This is a genomic window from Alteromonas sp. RKMC-009 (genome assembly GCF_003584565.2).
Classification (GTDB): domain Bacteria; phylum Pseudomonadota; class Gammaproteobacteria; order Enterobacterales; family Alteromonadaceae; genus Alteromonas.
Window position 1 is genome coordinate 4,644,540 of record NZ_CP031010.1, and the last position, 21,479, is coordinate 4,666,018.

A 21,479-nucleotide genomic window follows, 5' to 3' on the forward strand; every position below is an offset into this window, starting at 1 on the left:
GCGCTCATATCTTAGTCATCTATCTATACAGAAACAGGCCAGGGAGAGCAGGTAGTCTGTGAAAACGTTCAGGACACTTCACCGCAGTATTTTACTGTTATTTGCAGTGGTGGTGATAGCCATCGTGACGCTCGTTCACTTCAGTGTAAATAAAATTGTGGCGGAACAAAGCCGTGCGCAACAGCAATCGTTGTCGCCCGCAATTTCTCTTATCGTTAATCAGTTACTTAAACCCCTTCATGTGTCAGAGGCTCTGGGCCATTCACGTGAACTGGTAGAACTGATGGATAAAGATCAGGTGAACGAAGAAGACATTTTCACAGCACTCTCCCGCCTGGAGGAAGAGTTCGGCCTGTATTTCTTTATCGCCAGCGAAAAAGCCCGCATGCAGTACAACTCGGACGGCTCCACCATTCCTCTGGTGAAAGGTGAAGTAAGCTGGTATTTCAAATACAAAGAGCGTCCGGAAGACCGTGTGGCGGATATCGGTAAGTGGGAAGACACCCATTTTTATATCGATATTAAAATTTATAACGAGAAGAAAGAGTTTCTCGGCTTCTTCGGTGTAGGGAAAAGCCTGAAAAGCTTTATCAGCATCTTCGATTCCTACAAACAGCAGTATGGCTACGACTTTCTGTTTGTGGATGAAAAAGGCGATATTATGTTGTCGTCAGATGCCAACCTGATGGCTGAATATTCCGATTTTACCAACCTGAATGAACTGACCTGGTACGCCAGTCTGCCTGTTGATGTAAAAGATCAGCGTGCATTGAATAACCGGCTGGTGACAATTAATCAGCAGGAGTATCTGATTGCAGAGGTTAAACTCAACCAGTTCAACTGGACCGTGTTCCTGCTGAGCCCGCTGAATAAACGCCAGGCGGATATTTCACAAGCGTTTGTCATCAGCGTAGTGACCCTGCTGGTTGTGGTGTTCTCACTGTTTTTGATGATTTATCACCTGCTGTATTATTTCCGCAAAGACATGCAGCCGGATATGGTAATTCGTAATACCCAGCGCCTGCCGGACCGCCAGAAAATGGAGGCGGAGTACCGTACCCTCCTCGACAATCACTCGTCTGTAAGCGTCATTATAGTGGGCGTGGATAACTTTCCGACAATCAACGATACCTACGGCCGTAATACCGGTGATGAGGTGCTGGACAAAGTGTCAGGCCATCTGCTGACCAGTATCCGCACAAAAGACATTCTGGGCCGCTGGAGCAGCGAAGAGTTTATAATACTGCTACCGGAAACCGGCCCCCACGAAGCCATGGATATTGCTGAATCCTTACGTTCGGGCATTGCCAGTATGGACACCAGCGACATGCAACCGCAAATCCAGCTGACCGGTTCATTTGGCGTGTCCTTCTCGGCATCCAGTAAGCCGCTGAACGAATTAACGGCCAATGCAGAAGATGCCTTATATCAGGCCCGGCGCGACGGCAGTAACCGCGTGTGTAAGCAGTTAATCAGTTAATGATGTAAGGCTCAGAAATGCCTGTCACCGGGACGGAGTAAATAAATAGATTTCCGCTCCCGGGCCAGTTGTTTAAGTCATCAGATGACAACCCCTTGCGGGCGCTCGTTACGGCAATATGCTTCATATCCGGTCCCGCAAATGCCACCGACGTGACTTTAGGTACGTCCATGCTCAGTTTTTCCAGAAGCCTGCCCTGCTGACTAAATTTAAAAACACCAAATCCATCCCAGCCCGCAACCCAGATATTATTCTCCGCGTCCACAGTAATGCCGTCAGGAAAGCCATTTTCTTCGGTAAACCTGATAAATACTTCAGCCTCACTGTAATTTCCCGAAGCATTGAGCTTCAGACGGTAAATTGTTCTTGCTGCAGAAGAAACGGAGTACATAAATTGTCCGCAGGGGCTGAAAGCGGGACCATTCGATACAACAAAATCCTGTTGCACAGTTTTCACCCCGCCGTCACTGCCAAGAGCAAACAACTGCCCGACCGGTGAAACTTCCAGATCGTCCATTGTGCCAAAGAACAATCGACCGGTGCGGTCCACTTTAGCGTCATTTAGCCTGATATTTTTTGCATTCGCGGGCAGTGTCCAGAGCACAGTTTTTGTTAAGAATGCCGGGGTCAGCAGGCAGATCTTGTCTTCAAAGCCGGCTATAAAGTTGCCATTCTCACACTCTTTCAACCAACATATTCTGGAACCGGTGTTGTACGTTTGATGTTTGCGGGTTTGCCAGTGAAGCGTGTGAATGTTGCAGCCCTGAATATCTACCCAGATTATCTCCTGGCGGCCAGCGGAATAAAAAGCACCTTCGCCCAATATACACCGGCAATCGACGACATCAACCAGCTGTGCTCCCTGCATGTTTAATTTACCTGTAGAAGATTTGCGGAACTAACTGTCAAAAACGATAAGAAGGAGGGCTGAAAGCGTTGCTATCATTAATATCAACAAACGAATGACTTTCTCATTGAGCTTCTTGCTTATAAAAAAAGATAAAGCCCATCCTGCAATCAAAGCAGGCGCGCACTTCAGAAACAATTCCAGATCGTCATGCCCTGCCTTACCGTTCCACCATAACACGCTTATGCCGAAAAAATTGATATAAACGAAAAAGATACTCAGATTGGCTTTAATGGTTTCAGGATCTTTAGACTGATAAAGCAAGCCCATTGGCGCTCCGCCGGCCGACGTAGTGGTGCCCATAAAGCCAGAGAACATGGCTGCGATAAGATTCGAAAACATAGACACTTTCGGCATGATTCCAATAGCCGACAGCGCAACAGCGATGAGAATAGATATACCAAAGAGGAGTTGGTATTCATGAGCATCGATAAGGGTAAGAACACTGCCTGCGATTAATACACCAGCTGTTCCACCGGCGATAGAATAACCGGTCATACGCAAATCGATTTCTCCCCGGTGCTTGACCGAAAGCAGGGATGTCAGCAGCAGCGCATTTAAAATCATAGGCCCGGGAACCAGTTCGGGCATGAGGAAATAAACCAGCGGCGCTGACAATAAACCGAGCCCAAAACCTATAACGCTTTGCAAACAGGAGCCAACGATTAATATCAGGTAGACAAGGAAAAACTCGGTCAAAGCAACTAAAAACCTATAATTATTAACGACAAAATAAACTGATATTTACTTTTTAATATTATATTACTTTTTATGGGAATTGCAGTTTACCGTCAACAACCTTTTTTAAATAATTAAGATTGAATTATTTAAATCAGGTCCAACCAGCGTCAACAGTAAGAGTTTGCGCCGTCATCATCCGGCTTTGATCTGACGCGAGGAACAACGCGGCGTCAGCAATGTGAGAGGGGCGTAGCGTTTCGTGCAGGCACTGCTCTTTTTTAACTTCTTCTACAATATCAGGGTCGGCCCAGTGACTCATCTGACGTTCAGTCATAACCCAACCGGGAATGAGGGTGTTTACACGAATATTATCACCACCCAGTGCACCGGCCAGACTGCGCGTTAAACCTTCAATAGCAGCCTTGGCTGTGGTGTAAGCGGGCATGCAGCTTTGCTTCATGCGCCAGCTTGCCGAACCCATATTTATAATGGCTCCACCACCCAGTTGCTTCATTTGCGGTGCCACGCTTTGAGCGGCAAAAAATGACGGACGAAGATTTACAGCAAAGCGGTCATCCCAGTATTCAACCGATAATTCTTCTACAGAATGGCGGGTATCGTCAGCTGCATTATTGATAAGTACAGAGATATAACCAATTTCATCACCCGTTCTGGTAATAATCGCTTTCAGCTGTGCAATATCACGAATATCACAATAAAAGAAAGTCACATCATGCTGATACTGACCCGCGAGTTCGCTCACCAGAGCTTCACTCTTTTCCTTTGCCATATCCACGAATACAACTTTTGCATTCTGCGCTGCAAATTGTCTGACAATAACTTCGCCGATCCCTGTACCGCCGCCGGTAATGAATACGACTTTATCCGCTAAACCGGGATAAATGGCTTGTTGCTCGCGTGAATGATTCATAGCCAACCTGACAGGTTAATTTCGATACATCAATGAAATACAACATTCGCTTTCAAGCGTGTTGCCTACGCGCTTTTCGACTGGGCAATCTCAGTTTCAATAAAGGTCATGGCTTCATCAATAAGATAGGCCATCATATTTTTTGCACGCTCCGGTTCACCTGCAACGATGGCAGCGTAAACTTTTTCATGCTCTTCTACGATGGTTTGTTTATTACCTTTTGCCGGTGTAGTGTGCTGAATACTGACGTTCAGAGCCGTGGTTATGAATTCACGGAGCTGATAAAAGAAGCGGTTGCCGGAAGCGAACAGTATAGCAGTATGAAAAGCAAGATCGCCTTCATGCAAACTGCCTTCCTGCTCATTCACTGCTTTTCTCATTGTGTTTAACGCATCATTGATTTTAGCGATGGCGTCTTTGTCACCCTGACGGGCTGCAAGTGCTGCCGCCTGAGGTTCAATTGCCATGCGCATTTGAAGAAATTCTTTCAAAACCAGCAATGAAGGACTACTTTCCAGCATCCAGCGCAAGACACTGGTATCATAAAGATTCCAGTTTGACGCTGACTCGACCCGAATCCCCTGACGGGGCCGCGAAGAAATCAAACCTTTGGCCGCCAGCATTTTAACCGCCTCACGCACAGCAGTACGACTGATGCCATACTCTTCACACAGCTGTGCTTCAGTTGGCAGGCCGGTACTGGCATTGTATGAACCACCAATAATAGCCTTGCCCAACTCATTAGTAACACGTTGAGACAAATTAAGATTTTCAATGCGTGCCATGCGGATTCCTTCTAAATCTGAAGCCCTATAATACTACGATAATACCTGGTCGTCATTGTTCTCAGACCAGTCATCTGTTTTTACTTATCAGTAGCTCCTCTGCGGCCAAAAATTCCATATATCACATTTACTTGCTGCCAACCTTAACCTTTATTTTACAAGCTCTTCCCATTCAATTAATTATCATATAATATTTCTATATCTCAATTTGCACCTGTCCGTCAGGGATGTCATATGGATATAAAATGGTAGAACTTAGTACTCTCGACTGGTTAGTCCTCGCTGGATTTTTCGTTCTTCTGCTCGGCGTGGTTATCATGTCTATGCGCCAGAAAGAAGAAGATACCGCCGACTATTTCCTCGCAGGAAGAAACGCAAGCTGGATAGTGATCGGCGCGTCTATTTTTGCCTCCAACATTGGTTCAGAACATCTGGTAGGTTTGTCAGGTTCCGGCGCGCAATCAGGCATGGCTCTGGCGCACTGGGAATTACAATCGTGGATCATCATTTTATTGGGCTGGATTTTTGTGCCGTTCTACTGGAGCAGTAAGGTATACACCATGCCTGAATTCCTCGAACGCCGGTTCAACGCTTCCTCACGCACATTTTTATCTGTTATTTCGCTGGTAAGTTACGTGCTGACCAAAGTGGCAGTAACAGTCTATGCAGGCGGTATCGCGTTCAAAACTATTCTGGGTATAGAAAGTATCTGGGGTATAGATTTCTTTTGGATTTCAGCACTGGGCCTGGTCATCATCACCGGTATCTACACCGTTCTGGGCGGTATGAAAGCTATTATGTGGACCTCGGTATTACAAACACCGGTACTGATTATCGGGTCGGTTGTGATTCTGTGGGTGGGTCTTGATAAAGTCGGAGGCTGGGCTGAAGTTGAGCGCCTGAATGCCGAGCAGATGCACCTGATCCGTTCCGCTTCAGATCCTGATTTCCCATGGCCGGGCATCATATTTGGTTCGTTTATTATCGGTTTCTGGTACTGGTGTACAGATCAGTACATTGTACAACGTGTGTTGTCAGCTAAAGGAATTAAAGAAGCCCGTCGCGGTACTATGTTCGCTGGCTATCTGAAATTGCTGCCAGTCTTCATCTTTCTGGTTCCCGGCATGATTGCATACGCACTGAATGCAAAAGGCATCATCACTTACGAAAGCGCAGACCAGGCGTTTCCGACTCTTGTGTCGGAACTGTTACCGGCGGGCGTAAAAGGTATCGTTATCGGTGGTCTGGTAGCGGCCTTGATGAGTTCGCTGGCGTCACTGTTCAACTCGTCTGCAACGCTGTTTACCATTGATTTTTACAAGAAATTTAAACCCGAGTCGAGTGAAAAGCACTTGCTCCGTGTAGGACGTCTGGCCACCATCGTAATCGTTTTCCTGGGCATTCTTTGGATCCCCGTAATGAGCCTGATTGCCGATGTCCTTTATGAGTATCTCCAAAGCGTACAATCGTTAATAGCACCGGGCATCGCGGCGGTATTCCTGCTGGGATTAATCAGTACCCGTGTTACACCTACCGCCGGATTTGTCGGATTAGTATCGGGCTTTGTACTGGGTATGATACGGCTTGTCATGCTGCCATTCCGTGACAGCCTGGCGGGCACATCCGTAGAATGGGTAGTTACGATGAACTGGCTGTACTACTGCATACTGCTGTTCGTTGTAGTGGTGGGCATTATCATTGTTACCAGCATATTTACCAAGCCGGCAGATAAAGAAAAGTTGGCAGGTCTGACATTCTCAACGCTTGGAAAAGGTACCTACAAAGAAGTTATCGACAGCATCGATAAGTGGGACTACATCCATACCGCGGGTATCATCGGTATTACCGCCTTTATCTATATTCGTTTCTGGTAAGACATTTATCGTAAGACGTTTACCGTAAGACATATAAGCCCCGGGAACTTCGGGGCTTATTCGTTTCCCATCGCACACTTCATATCACCGCGCCGTGAAACCCCAGCGGCATGTAACTGTCCAGTTTGGCAGTGGCTACCGGGCCGTCCTGAATATGTTGGGCATTAAATACCGTGCAGTAAGTCGCGCCTTCGGCAAAGTTTAATGCCGTATTTACCAGATAGCCTTCACCATTATTTGTCCCTGAAGGTATAAAGAATGGCTCTTCGACAATAACATTGTTGCCGAAGCTGTAACGATCCAGCGCGCCTGTTTCGGTGTTCATACTGGCAATACAGTTGTATTCGCCGTGGGGCAAACCTGCCGTCGCATGCACACCGTATTGTATTGCAGTCTTTTGCCCGGTAAACCGGCTGTCGAACTGCACAAATTCCATATCGGTTGACGTATTGTTCAGCGTGGCATTTTTGCTGTTCAAATCAATGACAATTTGCGCAGCGGTGCTGCGACGATGCCGGGTTTCTGCATCAGCGATAACTTCAATAACACCGTTTAACATGACATCGGCATTATCGTACCAGCAGGCATTCACAACAAGAGTATTACCCTGCTGCCAGGCGTTGCCAAAATGGAAAACGAAGCCTGCATCGAAGGGGAGTTGCAGCGTTGGCGTCAGCGTATTTTTATCTACCACCAGCAGTTGCCCGTGTTGATCGTCCTGCCATTGCATACTATCAATCAGTGTTACACCGGCGCCTTTTTTAACGGGAGGGAAATAGAAGATAAGATGATTGTCGGTTACAGCAAAATCATGCACATAGCTTTGTGGCGCAGGAACCATTTTGTACTGCAGTAATTTACCCCGCGGGCTCAACTGATAAATAATAATGGCAGACTGGCCGAAGAAAGACAGATCACCGAAATTCCAGATATTGCCAAACCTGTCGGTATGGGGATGAGCAGAGAACGGTATGCCATCTAATGCCGCATCAAAGGAAACCTGACCGTTTGTTTCTAACGATGACGGGTCAAGTTTGTACGGCATGGCCGCTTCCCACAGCGCCCATAGTTCATTATTAACAGGTAAAAGAGCGATGTTCGCGGTATTCACGGATTCCGCATTTTTCGATGGCCGGCTGTTTTCGATAACAGAGCCTGCGCCATTGTAGAGAAACCGCCCGGCCTCACTCTCGGCCTTAAATTTCTGCGTTCTCACAAACCGTCCGGAATGAGTAAGCCCTTTATTATCGAAGGCATAGCGATGAACAAAACCATCACCATCAAACCAATGGGTGTAGCGCTGCTCTCCTAATACTGCGCGCGCCGGACCATTGCGGTAAAACTGTTTACCCGTCAGCATGTCCGGTAACTGTCCCTGCCAGGTAAAATGTCGTGGGGCGATGTCTTCACTTAAGCCCTCCCATCCGCGCAACAACGGATGACGCGCCAGTTCCCGTTTAAATTGCTGATAAAATGACTCAACTTCACTGCCAAAAACATTAACACTAAAGCCACTTGCCAGTGAACTACAGCCAAGCAATCCCAATCCTTTGATAAAGTCACGGCGATTCATAGCGTTTACTCCATTGTGATGGTCAGGCTGACATTGGCTTCTGTTACCGCAAAAGCAATATCGTCAAAAGAAGGCGGCCCCATGACGTGAGGATTTGTGCTGAATCCATAAGGTTCCGTAGGAATACCGAGCAGGTTGCTGTTTAAGGTGTTATTACCATCGAGATCCTGAAACACCATCACGCCATATTGCCCTTCAGGTACGTCGGCAAACACTGTTTTTTGGCTTCCTTTGTACACGGTTATAATCTGGCTCTGGAAATGTTGCCGGTTTTTCATTGCGGACGATGAGTTATAAAGCGCCACATATAACTGACCAGATTGATGACTAAGATCAGAAAACGTTATGTCTATATTTGCTGCTCCGGCATTAAAGCCAGTGAGTGATGCTAACAGGGTGAATGTAGAGACTAATACTTTCATGATGGTGTCCTTTTGGTTAAGTTAACCTCACTGTAGCCAACTGGTTTACAACTAACAGGTGCCAAAAGTCATGACTTTCAGCACCTGATAAAAAAACACCATTCACTTACTGTTTCATTACGCCAGCAAGGACTACTGCACCAATGAAGCAAACTGAAAGAAACACCACACTGCTTATTGCCGGGTTACTGGGATGGCTGTCCGTCATGCTCATCACCCGGGTACGGGCCACTTTTGAATTGGCTGAACTGGTCTACTATGCCGGTTTTGGCCTTTTCTTACTTGGCTTTGTGCTAATCAATACGTTGACCTATGTGTTGGACAATAAACGACTGGCGACAGGCTACATGGCCGTACAGGTGTCAGGTTTTTTCCTGGTATTTATCACTTGCCAGACAACCGACGGGCTTATTTTACTGGTCATCTTTGCCGGACAACTCCCTTTTTTTGCAACCCAACGCCAGGCAATGGCAACACTACTTGCTATAAACGGTGTTTGCTTTCTTCTCTATCATTTACTCTGGCAGAAAGGGCTATCGCCCTCATTGATTGCCATAGCGCTGAATCTGGCTTTTCAGTGCTTTGCGCTCGCGGTGGCACACATTGCTGTTAAAGAGAGTAAAGCACGACTAGCCTTAGAGCAGGCAAATGCCGAATTGATGTCTACCCGCTCGTTACTGGAACAGACATCACGCCAGTCAGAACGATTACAGCTAAGTCGTGACCTGCACGATATATGTGGTCATCAGTTAACAGCTTTATTACTAAATTTAGAATTTCTGAGTCAAACCGTACCGCCGGATAAACAACAGCAAGTGCAGGAAACCAAAGCCATTGCCCGGGATTTACTGCAACAAATCAGAAGTGTGGTGAAAGAAAACAAACAGACCGCATCGTTGAATTTAAACGCCGCTATAGATTCGCTTTTTGAACATTTGCCACAGGTTAAAGCCAACTTTGAGAGCCGCCTGGCGAAGCCGCTCCACTCGAATCATCACGCAGAAGTATTACTACGTATCTGCCAGGAAGCGGTGAGTAATGCATTACGTTATGGAAGTGAAAAAACGATAACCATTGCCCTGCAGCAGCAAGACCAGCAACTCACTATGCGTATTGCTAATCCTTATTCAGGGACAACACAAGTTAGCCCGGGCGGTTCGGGTCTGGCTAATATGCAGGAACGCGCGGCCCAGTTACATGGTCACGTGACAATTTCAACCAGGGATAAAATCTGGACTGTCACAGTGACATTACCCTATCAGGAGAAGCACTATGATTAACGTTGCCATAGCCGATGACCAAATTCTTGTGCGCCAGGGTATTGCCAGCTTACTTTCGTTGCGCGATGACATCACCATAACGTGGCAGGCTGATAATGGTGAAGAGGCGTTAACTAAACTCGATGAGCGTCCCGTGGATATTTTACTCATCGATATTCGTATGCCGGTGAAAAACGGTATTGAAACAGTAAAAGCATTGCGACAGGCACAAAACAATACACCTGTTATTGTCCTTACCACGTTCGATGACCCTGCGCTTTTTACACAGGCTATGCACGCCGGCGCCAATGGCTTTTTGCTGAAAGATGTGGACACCGCAAAGCTTCACGACGCCATCGACATTGTGCATCAGGGTGGCATGCTGGCCGAGCCTGTGCTGCTAAATCAACTGAGCGATGAACAACTTTCCACGTTTGCCGATCCAAACATTGAGCCGCTGAGTGAAAGAGAACTGGATATTCTTAAACTCATTGCAGGCGGCTATTCAAATAAGGAAATTGCAGATACCGTTTTTCTGGCAGAAGGCACCGTAAAGAATCACGTATCCAATATATTAGCTAAGCTGCACACCCGGGACCGGACCCGCGCAGTGCTAAAGGCATTGAGTGCGCAGCTCATTTAGCGCAGTTAATCTGAAGCAGCCTCAGCGAAAACAGGAAACCCCTTCTCATCCCAGGTTAGCACACGGGCACGGGCATGTCGGTTGGGATCGGTTAACGGTGTACCTTTCAGCGCCTCATAATCGCGGCTGTGATATATCATCAAATCCGTTTCCCCGTCTTCACCTTTCACAAAGCTGTTGTGTCCGGGACCATAACGACCTGCTTTGGCGTTAGTGGTAAAAACCGGCTCGCTTTTCTTTTGCCAGCTTTCGGGGTCAAGTAAGTCAGCGTCGTTATTTGCCCACAACAACCCCATTGCATAACGATGGTCAGTAGCACTGGCAGAGTAAGTAATAAACAGATGCTCGCCGTGACTGATGACAGCCGCGCCCTCATTAACTTTGTATCCCTGTACTTCCCAATCAAGTGTTGGCTCTGACAGCAACGTTGCAGGTAACTTAAGCGTAGTTGGCGACGTCATTTCAGCAATCCACAACGCAGAATTATAAGTGCGCGCTTTATTTTGTTGTGCCCACACATAATAACGTTTTCCATTATGTGTAAACGTTGTGCCATCCAGCGCGAAGGTGTCCCAACCTGACTCAATGCGCCCGGCTTCCTGCCATTCCCCCTGCATAGGGTCAGCACTGGTATTCTTTAACGCATACATGCGGATACTGAACGGCTTATCAATGTCACCGGCAGCAAAGTAAATGTACCAGGCGTCATCGACTTTATGCAGCTCCGGCGCCCAGATATTCACACTCATTTCTCCGCGCTCATGCTTACGCCAGATCACTTTTGGTTCAGCAAGCTTGAGGTCGTTTAACCGGCAAGCCTGACGCAATTCAATTTCATCAAACTTTGGCGACGTACCAATGAAGGTGTAGCATCCTGTGTCATCGTGTCTGACTAACATAGGATCTGCGCGCTGCAGTACAATGGGGTTATCAACGGGTGGTGAAGTATTCTGGGTAATTTGTTCTGCGACCGCGTATGACGCTGCAACCGACAGTAGGGTAGCGAAGGCAAACGATTTAAGTCCCGGCATGGTATGTCCTTTCCAATTTGAAAACCAATTATTAATATTGTATTACATATTTAACATGAACCCTGATAAACTGCACACACTAAATTGCGTAATTCGAGAGTCGTTATGATAAATGGATTGAAACAAATCGCGTGGTCTTCTGCGTTGGTTTTGCTGGCCGGATGCAACACTGTTGGCGCAAAGCAGGTAGAAGTGCATGACCCTGTGATGACAAAAGAGGGTGACACCTATTATGTATTCAGTACCGGTCCGGGGATTACTTATTATTCGTCGAAGGATATGGAAAACTGGACGCTCACCGGCCGGGTTTTTGCTGACGAACCCAGTTGGGCTGACCGCATAGCTCCCGGCTTTAACGGCCACCTCTGGGCACCGGACATCTATCAAAAAGACGGTAAGTTCTATCTGTATTACTCCGTCTCCGCCTTCGGTAAAAACACGTCGGGAATTGGTGTCACAGTAAATAAAACCTTAGATCCCGCCTCTCCTGATTATCAATGGGTAGACCAGGGCATTGTAGTGGAATCGGTCCCTAACCGTGATTTCTGGAACGCGATAGACCCGGCCATCGTAGAAGATGATGAGGGCGTACCGTGGATGAGCTTCGGGTCGTTCTGGGGAGGCCTGAAACTGGTTAAACTCGATGACGACATGGTGCGACTGGCAGAGCCACAAGAATGGCATACCATTGCCAAACGTCCGGGACGGGACACTAACAATGACGCCGATCCCGGCGAAGGCGCTATCGAAGCTCCCTACATCTTTAAGAAAAACGGCTATTACTACCTGTTCGTTTCCTTTGATAAGTGCTGCCGCGGGATGGACAGCACCTACAATATCCGCGTAGGCCGCAGTAAAAACGTTGAAGGGCCATACGTAGATAAAGACGGTAAATCACTCAATGACGGCGGTGGCACGCTGGTGCTGGGTGGAAATGATGATTGGGTAGCGTTAGGTCATAATGCGGCTTACACCTTTGATGGCAAGGACTACTTGGTATTTCACGCTTACGAAACCGCAGACAACGCATTGCAAAAATTACGCATTCTTCCCATCCACTGGCAGGACAACTGGCCTGAAGTGTATGCTGAAGATTTAAATAACCGGACAACCACTTTAATCAAGAAGTAGTATCCGCACCGCCCTCGTCTTTTCTGCTGATGAGGGCGCTTACTCAGTATCAAAATCAATTAACCGTACATCGACGATCATCACGGCATTAGGGCCAATTTTTCCGCTGTTCCCTTTCTTTCCCCACGCCAGTTCAGGGGGGATAACAAACTCATATCGCGCACCCTTCGGTAACAATTGAAACGCTTCTTTCAATCCTTCAATGGCTTCAAACAGGTGGAAATTCTCAGGTGGCCCTTTCTTGTATGTATCATCCACGACACTGCCGTCCGCCAGCAGAATGCGCTGATGTACTTTTACCACGTGGATCAGATCAGGGCATGCCTCGTTTGTGTCGTCGATAACGCGGTACATTAATCCTGACCCCGTTTCAATAACGTCATCTCTGGCTGCATAACGCTCAAGGAATGCTGCTGTCAGATTTCTGTTTTGCCCTGCCGAGCCCTTTGATTGTTTCTTTTGCTTATGTTTTGCCATAGCTTCTGTCTGTAAAATAAAAAACGCCGCACCTGATGCATTCAGGTACGGCGTTGTAGCGTAGTGCAAATCACTCTGAAATTAAACGGATACCGTAAAGGCCACCGGCTACTGAGTCTTGCTCAGCTTCAAATTTCAGGGTGAGCACTTCTGCGTTCTGCAAAGACTCGGGCAATGGATAGTCAACCTGATACAAATCTTCCTCTGAAGCATGCACAGGTAAATTGACTGTTGCCAGCGTCTCACCGTTGATCAAAATGCGAAAACGCCGGTTCTGATCCCCTTTGAAGTAAGTCAGCCTTAAGGTCTTCGCTCTCTTTTCCGGATTTTTTAGTTCATAGCTAAACCAGCCTGTAGCATCCCGCCAGTGATTGCCGTTGTTTACGCCGGCACGGGTTTGCTCACCGCGGAAGTTATGCTCAACCTCCGGCTGCTGTTCTCCGGGGTTGATAGTATCAACCGTCATCTCCCTTAGCGCTTCTTTCTCAGCAGCCTGTGCTTTGGCATTTTCCACGAAGGCGGAGAATCCCGCCTCACTCAACTGAGGCATATACACTTCGTAGCGACTGTCATGCAAACGGAAAAATGGAATCAGGGTGACACTGTCTAAATCGGGTTTATTAGCGACAGCGATATTTTCTGAGGCTACGAATGATAACGGTGCATCCTGCACACGTTTCAAGCCGGCCAAAAACGTATCGGGATCACCCAACATTACCGGTAGTGCTTCAGGAGGACACACCTGGCCAGACGCGATATGCCCCATGCGGCTGTCGTCAGCAACAAAATTAAGCTTCTCGTTGGCAAATGCCTGCACCTTTGTGGCTAAGACAACAGGGCCATACAAGATTGAATAATAATCCTGTCCGTCCGGCAACTGTTCAACGTAAGGTTCCGCCGGTAGTGAAAAGCTGATGACATCGCCATCTTTCCAGGGGCCGGTAAGGGTAATAAACCCTGCATTCTCAGCCACATCAACGGCTTCGCCATTCACTTTTACCGCCATGTTGTCTGTTAACCAGCCGGGCTTGCGTATATTTAACGTGAAGGGCTTTGCATCGCTGCCGGCATTCAGTGTCACGGTAACGTTGTTGTCATCGGGAAACTGCGTTTGTTGAGTGATGGTCCAGCCTTGTTCCTGCCAGTTCAATTGTGAAGGCAGGAATAAGTTAATCCACAATGCGTCGTTTTTATGGGTATAGGCTAACTCGCCATACTTGCTGTGATTTTCGATACCCGATCCTACACAGCACCACATAGAATCCTGAACGGATGAATACATCCGGTAGTGTCCGGGGCGCATAGGCGTGAAATATACTAATCCGCCATGATCAGGGTGCTGTGAAGACAGAATATGGTTGTACATCGCCCGTTCATAAAATGCCAGATACCGGGTTTCACCCGTACGCAAATACAGCATTTTACTTAGCTTCATCATGTTGTAAGTGTTACAGGTTTCAGGCCCCTCAACATCTTCGACCATGGGGGTGAAATCTTCTTTATCGTGAAAATGCTCACGAACACTGTTGCCGCCAATTGTGACGCTGCGCTCTTTTGAAACGGTTGCCCAAAAGAAATCAGCGGCATCTTCCCATGCTTTATTGTCTGAAACTTCAGCCACCTTTAAAAAACCAATCACTTTGGGGATTTGCGTATTGGCGTGCAGACCGGTCAGTTGATCGGTTTTCTGCTCAAGCGGAGTGAGGATACGTTGGTGCGAAAACTGTTTAGCTAATTTTAAGTAGCGCGGATCCTGGCTTATCAGCGCCATATCGGCGAACACTTCGTTCAGTCCGCCGTGTTCTGAATACAACATTTGTTGGATCTGTTCATCAGATAACGAGTCTGTCACAGACAACATCCATTCGCCTAACGCCAGCAGCATGTTTTTGGCTTGCTCACTGCCTCCAACCTGATAAGCATCGCGCAAGCCATGAAAAATTTTATCAATGTTGTACAGAGGCACCCAGCGGTCATTCAGGCTAAAAAGATCGGCTTTAATCTCACCGTTGCGGATTTCATCCCACATGGCTTTGCCATCTGGTATTCCGCCTAAGTAACCACCCGTGGCTTTCTGCGCCCGGGCCAGCTCATTTAACATATAATCAAGGCGATCTTTAATCTCAGACGAGCCGGTTGCTGCCCACGCCAGACTCAGCGCAGACAGATAGTGCCCGCCAATGTGACCATCCAGCCCGGTATTTTCCCAGTTACCATAATTCTCAGCTTTTGGCTTTAGGCCAGCTTCTTTCAGGTACGGTGCCAACAGCCGGTCAGGGTCCATTGCCATGATGTATTTAACATTAGTTTGCTGGGCATGGAGGAATGGCCCGTCAGTCACCTGAACCTGTGCTAACGGGAAGTCGAGCTGCTGCTTACTAACCTCATGAATGACGGTGGCGGGCGCCGTTTCAGTCGCTTCTTTTTGCGCAGACGTTGTCTGTGACGGCTTACCACAACCGCTCAGCAGGGCTGCAGAAATTGCGGCGCACAGCAAGGTGCGCCAAAAGACAGGAGTTGTTTTTGCCATAGTGTCACTTTACGGCTGACCTGGTTTACCAAAATCAGGCATGCCGTTATCATCCCATTTGACGAGCTTAACAAAGGTATGACGATCCGGATTCCATAACGGGTCGCCTTCGATTTCCGTGTACTGCCGGCAGTGATAAACCAACACATCGTCACCGTCTTCAGACCGGGTAAAACTGTTGTGGCCGGGCCCGAACATGGTCACGGATTCATCGGTCTGAAATACCGGCTCCTGCAACTTTGTCCAGCTCTCCGGATTCATCAGATCGGCGTTCTCGTCTGCGTAAATCAAACCCATACAATAGTTTTCATCGGTAGCGCTGGCAGAATAAGTCACAAAAATTTTGCCATTCTTCTTCAACACAGCAGGCCCTTCGTTTACCCAAAACCCTCTGATTTCCCAATCCAGCTCAGGTTTAGTCAGCATAACGGGCTCGCCACTGATAGTGGTCGGTGAAGACATGGGAGCAATGTATAGGTTCGAGTTACCTTTAATTCCCGGACCTTTTTGTGCCCAGAGGTAATACAACTGATCGTTGTGATAAAACGTCGTCGCATCTAAACAAAACGTGTCGATACCGGTATCGATTTGCCCGCAGAATGACCACTCGCCTTCTACCGCATTGGCGTCTGCGCACGTTATTGCATACATACGGTGCTGAAAGAGATCGTCTTTGATTTCACGGCTTGGTGCAGCGGCAAAATAAACGTACCAGGCGCCATCGTTGAAATGAATTTCCGGTGCCCAGATTAAATCAGAATAAGGGCCGGTATCCGGCTTTGTCCACACCATGCGCGTTTCTGCAGTGGCAAGCTCATCCAGCGTTTTAGCGCGACGAAGCTCAATACCTTCATAAGATGGCACTGATGCAGTGAAGTAATAATAGCCGTCGGTGTGCTTATAAATAAAAGGGTCTGCACGCTGAGGAATGAGCGGCGTGTTAGAATTCATCATGACTGTACTCCTCTGGTCATGTTTTGACTGGATAACGTGGTTTCTTCCGTGGTGTGATTTTCTCCCGGCGCTTTCACTTCTGCATCGAGGGTAGCGGCCAGGCGCTGATATTCAGCATCAGTAATACGGTAGCGGTTCATCAACCAGCCCACGAGAAAATGAAAGACGCCAGGGATCACAGTAAGCATCAGTGCCAGACCGGTTAGCGTGAAGTCACTTTGTACTTGTTCAGGTGCATAATCGAAATACGCTAATAACCAGCCCACCATGGCGCCAGCGAAACCCATTCCGGCTTTCTGACAAAACGAAATACCACCAAAAGACAAGCCTGCGACACGCTTTCCGGACTTGCTTTGTCCGTAATCCACGGCCTCTGCGATAGCTGACCAGAAAATAGGTGCGTGAAGATCAACCACAAATGAAATTAAGAAATAAAGAATGAATGCCGCCAGTACATCGCCCTGACCTACGGTAAAAAACATAATGGCACTGAGTACACCTACCGCCATCTGGCTGAAACGGAACAGTTTTACCTTACAGTAACGCTTGGTGATCCAGGTTGAAGCCACCATCGCGAGGATAGCCGCTACCACACCCGTTGCCATAAAGTTCGCCTGCATATCCGCGCCACCGCCCAGATAGTATTTGGCGTAGAAAATAGCAACCGACCCGCGCACAACATACCCGATAGTGCCTAATACACACACGCCACAAAGGATGAGCCACTGATCGTTCTTCATCAGCAACCCGAACTGTTCTTTAAAGGGCTTTTCGTCTACCCGGTGTTCGAGACGTTCGTTAGTGGTGAAGAAGCAGAATAGAAACATAAACACAGCGAGAACCGCCATGAGCCCCATGGCAACACGATAGCCCTCTGCAAGGTTACCGTCCCAGTAGTCCGCACCAGCCAGCTTCGGTACAATAATCGTGACCATGAACGCCGCTATTTTCGCAAAGAACAACCGGTAGCCATTGGCTGACAGTTTTTCCTTCGGATCCGCCGTCATTACACCAATTAATGAGATATACGGGATGGTGACAGCAGTAAACATCAAGGTGACGAAGATATAGGTTGAATACGCCCACACAAGCTTGGCGTTGTAGTCTACATCCGGCGTACTGAAGGTTAGAAAAACGGATATTCCAAACGGCACGGACAGGAACAAAAAGTAAGGGCGGTAACGGCCCCACCGGCTGGTGTATTTATCGGTGATAGTGCCCATGAGCGGGTCACTGACTGCATCGAGAAAACGCACGAGCAGGAACATCAGCGCCATATCTGAAGGCTTTAAGCCATAAATATCGGTGTAGAAAAAGGTGATGATGAGCATCATGGAGGAAATGACCACATTCACGGCCATGTCCCCGGCACCGAAACCGATTTTTTCGATTTTAGATAATTTCTGAGAAGTCATTGGGGTTTCCGGTTTGCAAACCAAATGTTAACGCAACAAATATACTATTATCATACCAATTAAACTACAACCTTTATTCGACATAGATTCAGATGATTTAAAAAGGGATCGTAATAAAAAGAAGGGATGATTGAGTCTCAATTCATCCCTTCCTGAAGATACAGTTAACTTTTGTGGATTAACAGTTCAATTACATTCTGTAGCGGATACCTGAATCCCTGGTGATTTAAAAGCGACCTTTTCGGCCGCTTCATTAAACCGGGAAAGCTGCACTAGATCTTAAAGCGTGCACCAAGAGCGAATGTACGACTGTACAGAGAACTTTCGAAATTGTGTGTATCAGGATACTGGTAGTAACTCTGGTAAATCTCTTCGGTTAAATTCGTCGCATCAAACGTCAGCGTCAGGTTCTCTGTGACGTTATATGTCAGCTGAAAATCCATGGAACGTTCAGGTTTGCGATACACTCCCAGAGGGTTGGCAAACAAACGGGCTTCGTAATTATTCAGGAAGTCATCGCGCCATACGTATGACAGTCTCATGCTTAACTCATTATTGTCGTAGACAAGCACACCTGAATATGAACTGTCCGATACGCCAAAGATTGGTTGGTTGCTGTACCCGTTAAGCTCACCGGTTTCACGATCAAAAATGGGAATATCCTGGCTGGAATCAAGCAAGGTATAGCTCGCCTGAATACCCAGACCGTCTAACAGTCCCGGCAAATAATCAGGGAAGTATATTGCGCCGAATTCCCAACCATCCAGTTTACCATTTGACGTATTATCCGGCAGGCTGACGATATAGGTGTAAGGTTCATCATCTGTTGGTCCCTGATAGTCCTGCGCAACGACAGAATCGTAAACAAAACCTTCGATGTCACGTGTGAAGTATGTCGCATACAGAGAGCTTTCCGGTGCAAAATACCACTCTAGTGAAAAGTCGATATTAGTAGATTCGACAGGCTTAAGATTCGGGTTGCCACCTGTCGCTGTACCGTAACCAATGTCAGTTACATCCGGAAAGTATCTGACATAAGAATTAAGCTGCGACATTTCCGGCCGGCGTATTGTTTCGGTGTACGCTGCGCGTAACATCAAATCCTCAGCCAGCTCATAACGCAGTACCAAGCTGGGCAAGAGTGTATTATCACTTCGCTCTGCGAAGCTCTGAGGAGGAAGACTGGCATCTTCAGTAAAGAAGGTCATGTCTGCATCGTTCATTTCATAACGGAGACCAAATTGTCCGTCTAAAACACGTCCGGCAACTTCAGTATTGAAATCCATCTGCCCGTAAAGAGAAATGGTTGTTTCCTCAATATCGAAGTTATAGAAAATTTCGGGGTTTGCCGGCAGTCCGGCTAATTCACGGTATTGCTCACGGTTATTGAATGCATAATAACCATTTGCAGCAACCCATGATGAAGGAAAGTTGGCATTGCCATCAAAGAAGTTACTGTTTGTGTACTGCAGGTTCTCATCATAATCAGTGAGCAAGCCGCCTACAGCAGACCCCACATAATCATAAGCCCCTTCTTTAGCAGTCCTGCGATCTATAAAGCTTCCGAAACTCACTTTCGTGAATATGTCATTCTCAAGGAAATATTCACCGTCTACTGTCCAGGTTATCGCATCACCCTCTGAAGCCGATGCATTGTCATAAGCCTCACCTACAGAATAAAGAGATGCATCTGCAGGGTCTGTTTCAGGGTATTCAAGTGAAGGGATGCCACTGCCGTCATTCACATTCATGAACACGCGGGGCTGCGTCGTTGTCCCCCGAAGCGCAAAGAATTCCGTTGTATACTCGGATGTCTGATAGTAGATCTCGGATTTAAGGCTAAGAAAATCGGTAATTTGCCAATCCCCGCCCAAAGCGAACAGATAAGTGTCTGTCTTCGCTTTTGACACGTCGCCAGAGGTAAAGTTATACGCTTCATTCACATATCTGGACTGGATGATGTTCGTGCCATCGATGAGTGTAACAGGATCATTCGGATCTACGTTACCCCACCAGTCTACAAACTGGAAAAATAGCGAGTTAAAGGATTCCTGTTCATAACCGTTGTAAAACGCTTCAAACGTGTAGGTGGAATCACTGTCAGGCGCCCACTGCAGGGAGAGATTAACGGCCGGACGTTCACGCTTTCCGGTAAAATCCGAAGCAAATATCGCATCTCTGCTCAAGTAATATTCAGCGTCAGTACCGTTCAGATTCAGTGTTGAACCAGGTGCAAAAGACAGACCGGCATCCAGTCCGGGAGACCAGCATTCAGGTGAACATTCCGCCGGAAAAATACGTTGTAGCGGACCATACTCAGCGCCGCCTAACATCGCGCCAGAAGGTGAAGAGGATGTAAAAGGCACCATGGCGCCGGCTGTAATGCTTTGATCCCTGAAATTAGTGCGGGTGTAGGCTACATTTAACAACGCACCAAACTCGCCATTGTCACCCAGGTCCCAGCGATCAGATGCCAACATGCTGATTTGCGGGTCAGTTTTATCGGCTTGCTCCTGATGAACAGCGCGTCCGGCAAATACAAATGTTTTATCGTCAAAATTAAACGGTCTTTGTGTTTCTACATCAATCTGGCCGGCAATGCCGCTACCGATTTGTGATGCTGAACGTGTTTTATAAACACTGACATTGCGTAGTAAAGCGGCCGGAATATCAGCAAGAGCAACCATCCTGCCTGAAGCTGTAAAGACGTTCCGGCCATTTACAGTCGTTGTGACATCGTTCAGGCCACGTATCGTAACCGTATTAACTTCACCGGCGCCACGGTCGGTAACCTGAACACCCGTTACACGCTGTAATGCTTCAACTACGTTGTTATCCGGAAACTTACCAATATCTTCAGCTACAATGGCATCGACGATTTGAACATTATTTCTTTTAATATTAATCGCTTTACTTAAACTGGCCCGAACACCCGACACTTCAATTACTTCAATGTCATCAGATTGGTTACCAGCGTCATTTGATGTATCGGACGGTGCTGTCTGCGCAATTGCAGCATTGCATGACAGTGCAAATAAAACAGCACTGGCAAGGTGTGTTCGGTTAAACATTTAGATAAGTACTCCGGTTGAGATGTCGCTAAAATGGTCTGCAATACCCGAAAAAAACAGGCACATTGCTGAGGCAATCAGCACGTCGGGTAGCAGTTCTGCCAGACCATTTTCCCTGTTAAAGATTTGTTACCCTGCTTTGATAATATTGTATGACATATTCTCTGTCAACAGGATTAATTTAACGAATTATAAACAAGCAGGTAAAGGCGGGGTCAATTCAGTTTCCCTGGCGGTATTCTGGTTGGATTATGAAGAATTTTTGCCTTAATTCAGCCGGATAGAGATGATCTTTCTCAAGAAACCGTAGAATAT

Annotated in this window: 17 protein-coding genes; 5 read left to right on the top strand and 12 right to left on the bottom strand. The window is 47.2% G+C overall.

Features of this window, described 5'->3' with window-relative positions; all coding sequences use genetic code 11:
- Window positions 1-58: 58 nt before the first annotated feature.
- A complete protein-coding gene (locus tag DS731_RS20230) occupies window positions 59-1,480 on the top strand; it encodes a sensor domain-containing diguanylate cyclase (protein ID WP_119503011.1) in 1,422 nt (473 codons plus the stop codon).
- On the opposite strand, the gene DS731_RS20235 is transcribed toward DS731_RS20230, so the two are convergent.
- The 4 genes from DS731_RS20235 to DS731_RS20250 form a co-directional block, all read right to left on the bottom strand.
- Complete coding sequence (locus DS731_RS20235; protein WP_119503012.1) at window positions 1,473-2,348, bottom strand: SMP-30/gluconolactonase/LRE family protein; 876 nt, start codon at window positions 2,346-2,348, stop codon at window positions 1,473-1,475. The genes DS731_RS20230 and DS731_RS20235 overlap by 8 nt on opposite strands.
- Before the next feature lie 30 nt (window positions 2,349-2,378).
- A complete protein-coding gene (locus DS731_RS20240; RefSeq protein WP_119503013.1) occupies window positions 2,379-3,086 on the bottom strand; it encodes a sulfite exporter TauE/SafE family protein in 708 nt (235 codons plus the stop codon).
- A 133-nt stretch (window positions 3,087-3,219) separates the two neighbouring features.
- Entirely contained in the window at window positions 3,220-3,999 is a 780-nt protein-coding gene (locus DS731_RS20245; protein ID WP_119503014.1) for an SDR family NAD(P)-dependent oxidoreductase, read from the bottom strand.
- 65 nt (window positions 4,000-4,064) lie between these two features.
- Entirely contained in the window at window positions 4,065-4,784 is a 720-nt protein-coding gene (locus DS731_RS20250; RefSeq protein ID WP_119503015.1) for a FadR/GntR family transcriptional regulator, read from the bottom strand.
- Between the two features lie 245 nt (window positions 4,785-5,029).
- On the opposite strand from DS731_RS20250, the gene DS731_RS20255 reads away from it, so the two are divergent.
- On the top strand, window positions 5,030-6,658 hold the full coding sequence (locus tag DS731_RS20255) for a sodium:solute symporter (protein WP_119503016.1): 1,629 nt from the start codon (window positions 5,030-5,032) through the stop codon (window positions 6,656-6,658).
- 79 nt (window positions 6,659-6,737) lie between these two features.
- Here DS731_RS20255 and DS731_RS20260 read toward each other — a convergent pair whose 3' ends face one another.
- Both DS731_RS20260 and DS731_RS20265 read right to left on the bottom strand, forming a co-directional pair.
- The gene (locus DS731_RS20260) at window positions 6,738-8,231 is read right to left on the bottom strand and encodes a carotenoid oxygenase family protein (protein ID WP_119503017.1); all 1,494 of its coding nucleotides are present in this window, start codon (window positions 8,229-8,231) and stop codon (window positions 6,738-6,740) included.
- 5 nt (window positions 8,232-8,236) lie between these two features.
- Window positions 8,237-8,653, bottom strand: a complete 417-nt coding sequence (locus tag DS731_RS20265) for a DUF2141 domain-containing protein (protein ID WP_119503018.1) — start codon at window positions 8,651-8,653, stop codon at window positions 8,237-8,239.
- Window positions 8,654-8,796: 143 nt separating this feature from the next.
- Here DS731_RS20265 and DS731_RS20270 point away from each other — a divergent pair, with 143 nt between their 5' ends.
- Both DS731_RS20270 and DS731_RS20275 read left to right on the top strand, forming a co-directional pair.
- Window positions 8,797-9,933 carry a sensor histidine kinase gene (locus tag DS731_RS20270; protein WP_119503019.1) on the top strand — a complete coding sequence of 379 codons (1,137 nt, stop codon included), beginning with the start codon at window positions 8,797-8,799 and terminating at the stop codon, window positions 9,931-9,933.
- Window positions 9,926-10,555 carry a response regulator gene (locus DS731_RS20275; protein WP_119503020.1) on the top strand — a complete coding sequence of 210 codons (630 nt, stop codon included), beginning with the start codon at window positions 9,926-9,928 and terminating at the stop codon, window positions 10,553-10,555. The genes DS731_RS20270 and DS731_RS20275 overlap by 8 nt, the downstream gene beginning before the upstream one ends.
- Before the next feature lie 5 nt (window positions 10,556-10,560).
- Here DS731_RS20275 and DS731_RS20280 read toward each other — a convergent pair whose 3' ends face one another.
- Complete coding sequence (locus tag DS731_RS20280) at window positions 10,561-11,586, bottom strand: glycoside hydrolase family 43 protein (protein WP_119503021.1); 1,026 nt, start codon at window positions 11,584-11,586, stop codon at window positions 10,561-10,563.
- A gap of 105 nt (window positions 11,587-11,691) precedes the next feature.
- Here DS731_RS20280 and DS731_RS20285 point away from each other — a divergent pair, with 105 nt between their 5' ends.
- The gene (locus DS731_RS20285; protein ID WP_119503022.1) at window positions 11,692-12,717 is read left to right on the top strand and encodes an arabinan endo-1,5-alpha-L-arabinosidase; all 1,026 of its coding nucleotides are present in this window, start codon (window positions 11,692-11,694) and stop codon (window positions 12,715-12,717) included.
- Window positions 12,718-12,756: 39 nt separating this feature from the next.
- On the opposite strand, the gene DS731_RS20290 is transcribed toward DS731_RS20285, so the two are convergent.
- The 5 genes from DS731_RS20290 to DS731_RS20310 all read right to left on the bottom strand — a co-directional run bounded on the left by DS731_RS20290 (window position 12,757) and on the right by DS731_RS20310 (window position 21,164).
- A complete protein-coding gene (locus tag DS731_RS20290) occupies window positions 12,757-13,194 on the bottom strand; it encodes an FKBP-type peptidyl-prolyl cis-trans isomerase (RefSeq protein WP_119503538.1) in 438 nt (145 codons plus the stop codon).
- A gap of 70 nt (window positions 13,195-13,264) precedes the next feature.
- A complete protein-coding gene (locus tag DS731_RS20295; RefSeq protein WP_119503023.1) occupies window positions 13,265-15,724 on the bottom strand; it encodes a glycoside hydrolase family 127 protein in 2,460 nt (819 codons plus the stop codon).
- Window positions 15,725-15,733: 9 nt separating this feature from the next.
- Complete coding sequence (locus DS731_RS20300) at window positions 15,734-16,675, bottom strand: glycoside hydrolase family 43 protein (RefSeq protein WP_119503539.1); 942 nt, start codon at window positions 16,673-16,675, stop codon at window positions 15,734-15,736.
- Window positions 16,675-18,093 carry an MFS transporter gene (locus tag DS731_RS20305; protein ID WP_119503024.1) on the bottom strand — a complete coding sequence of 473 codons (1,419 nt, stop codon included), beginning with the start codon at window positions 18,091-18,093 and terminating at the stop codon, window positions 16,675-16,677. The genes DS731_RS20300 and DS731_RS20305 overlap by 1 nt, the downstream gene beginning before the upstream one ends.
- Window positions 18,094-18,365: 272 nt before the next feature.
- Window positions 18,366-21,164 carry a TonB-dependent receptor gene (locus DS731_RS20310; protein ID WP_119503025.1) on the bottom strand — a complete coding sequence of 933 codons (2,799 nt, stop codon included), beginning with the start codon at window positions 21,162-21,164 and terminating at the stop codon, window positions 18,366-18,368.
- Window positions 21,165-21,479 lie beyond the last annotated feature (315 nt).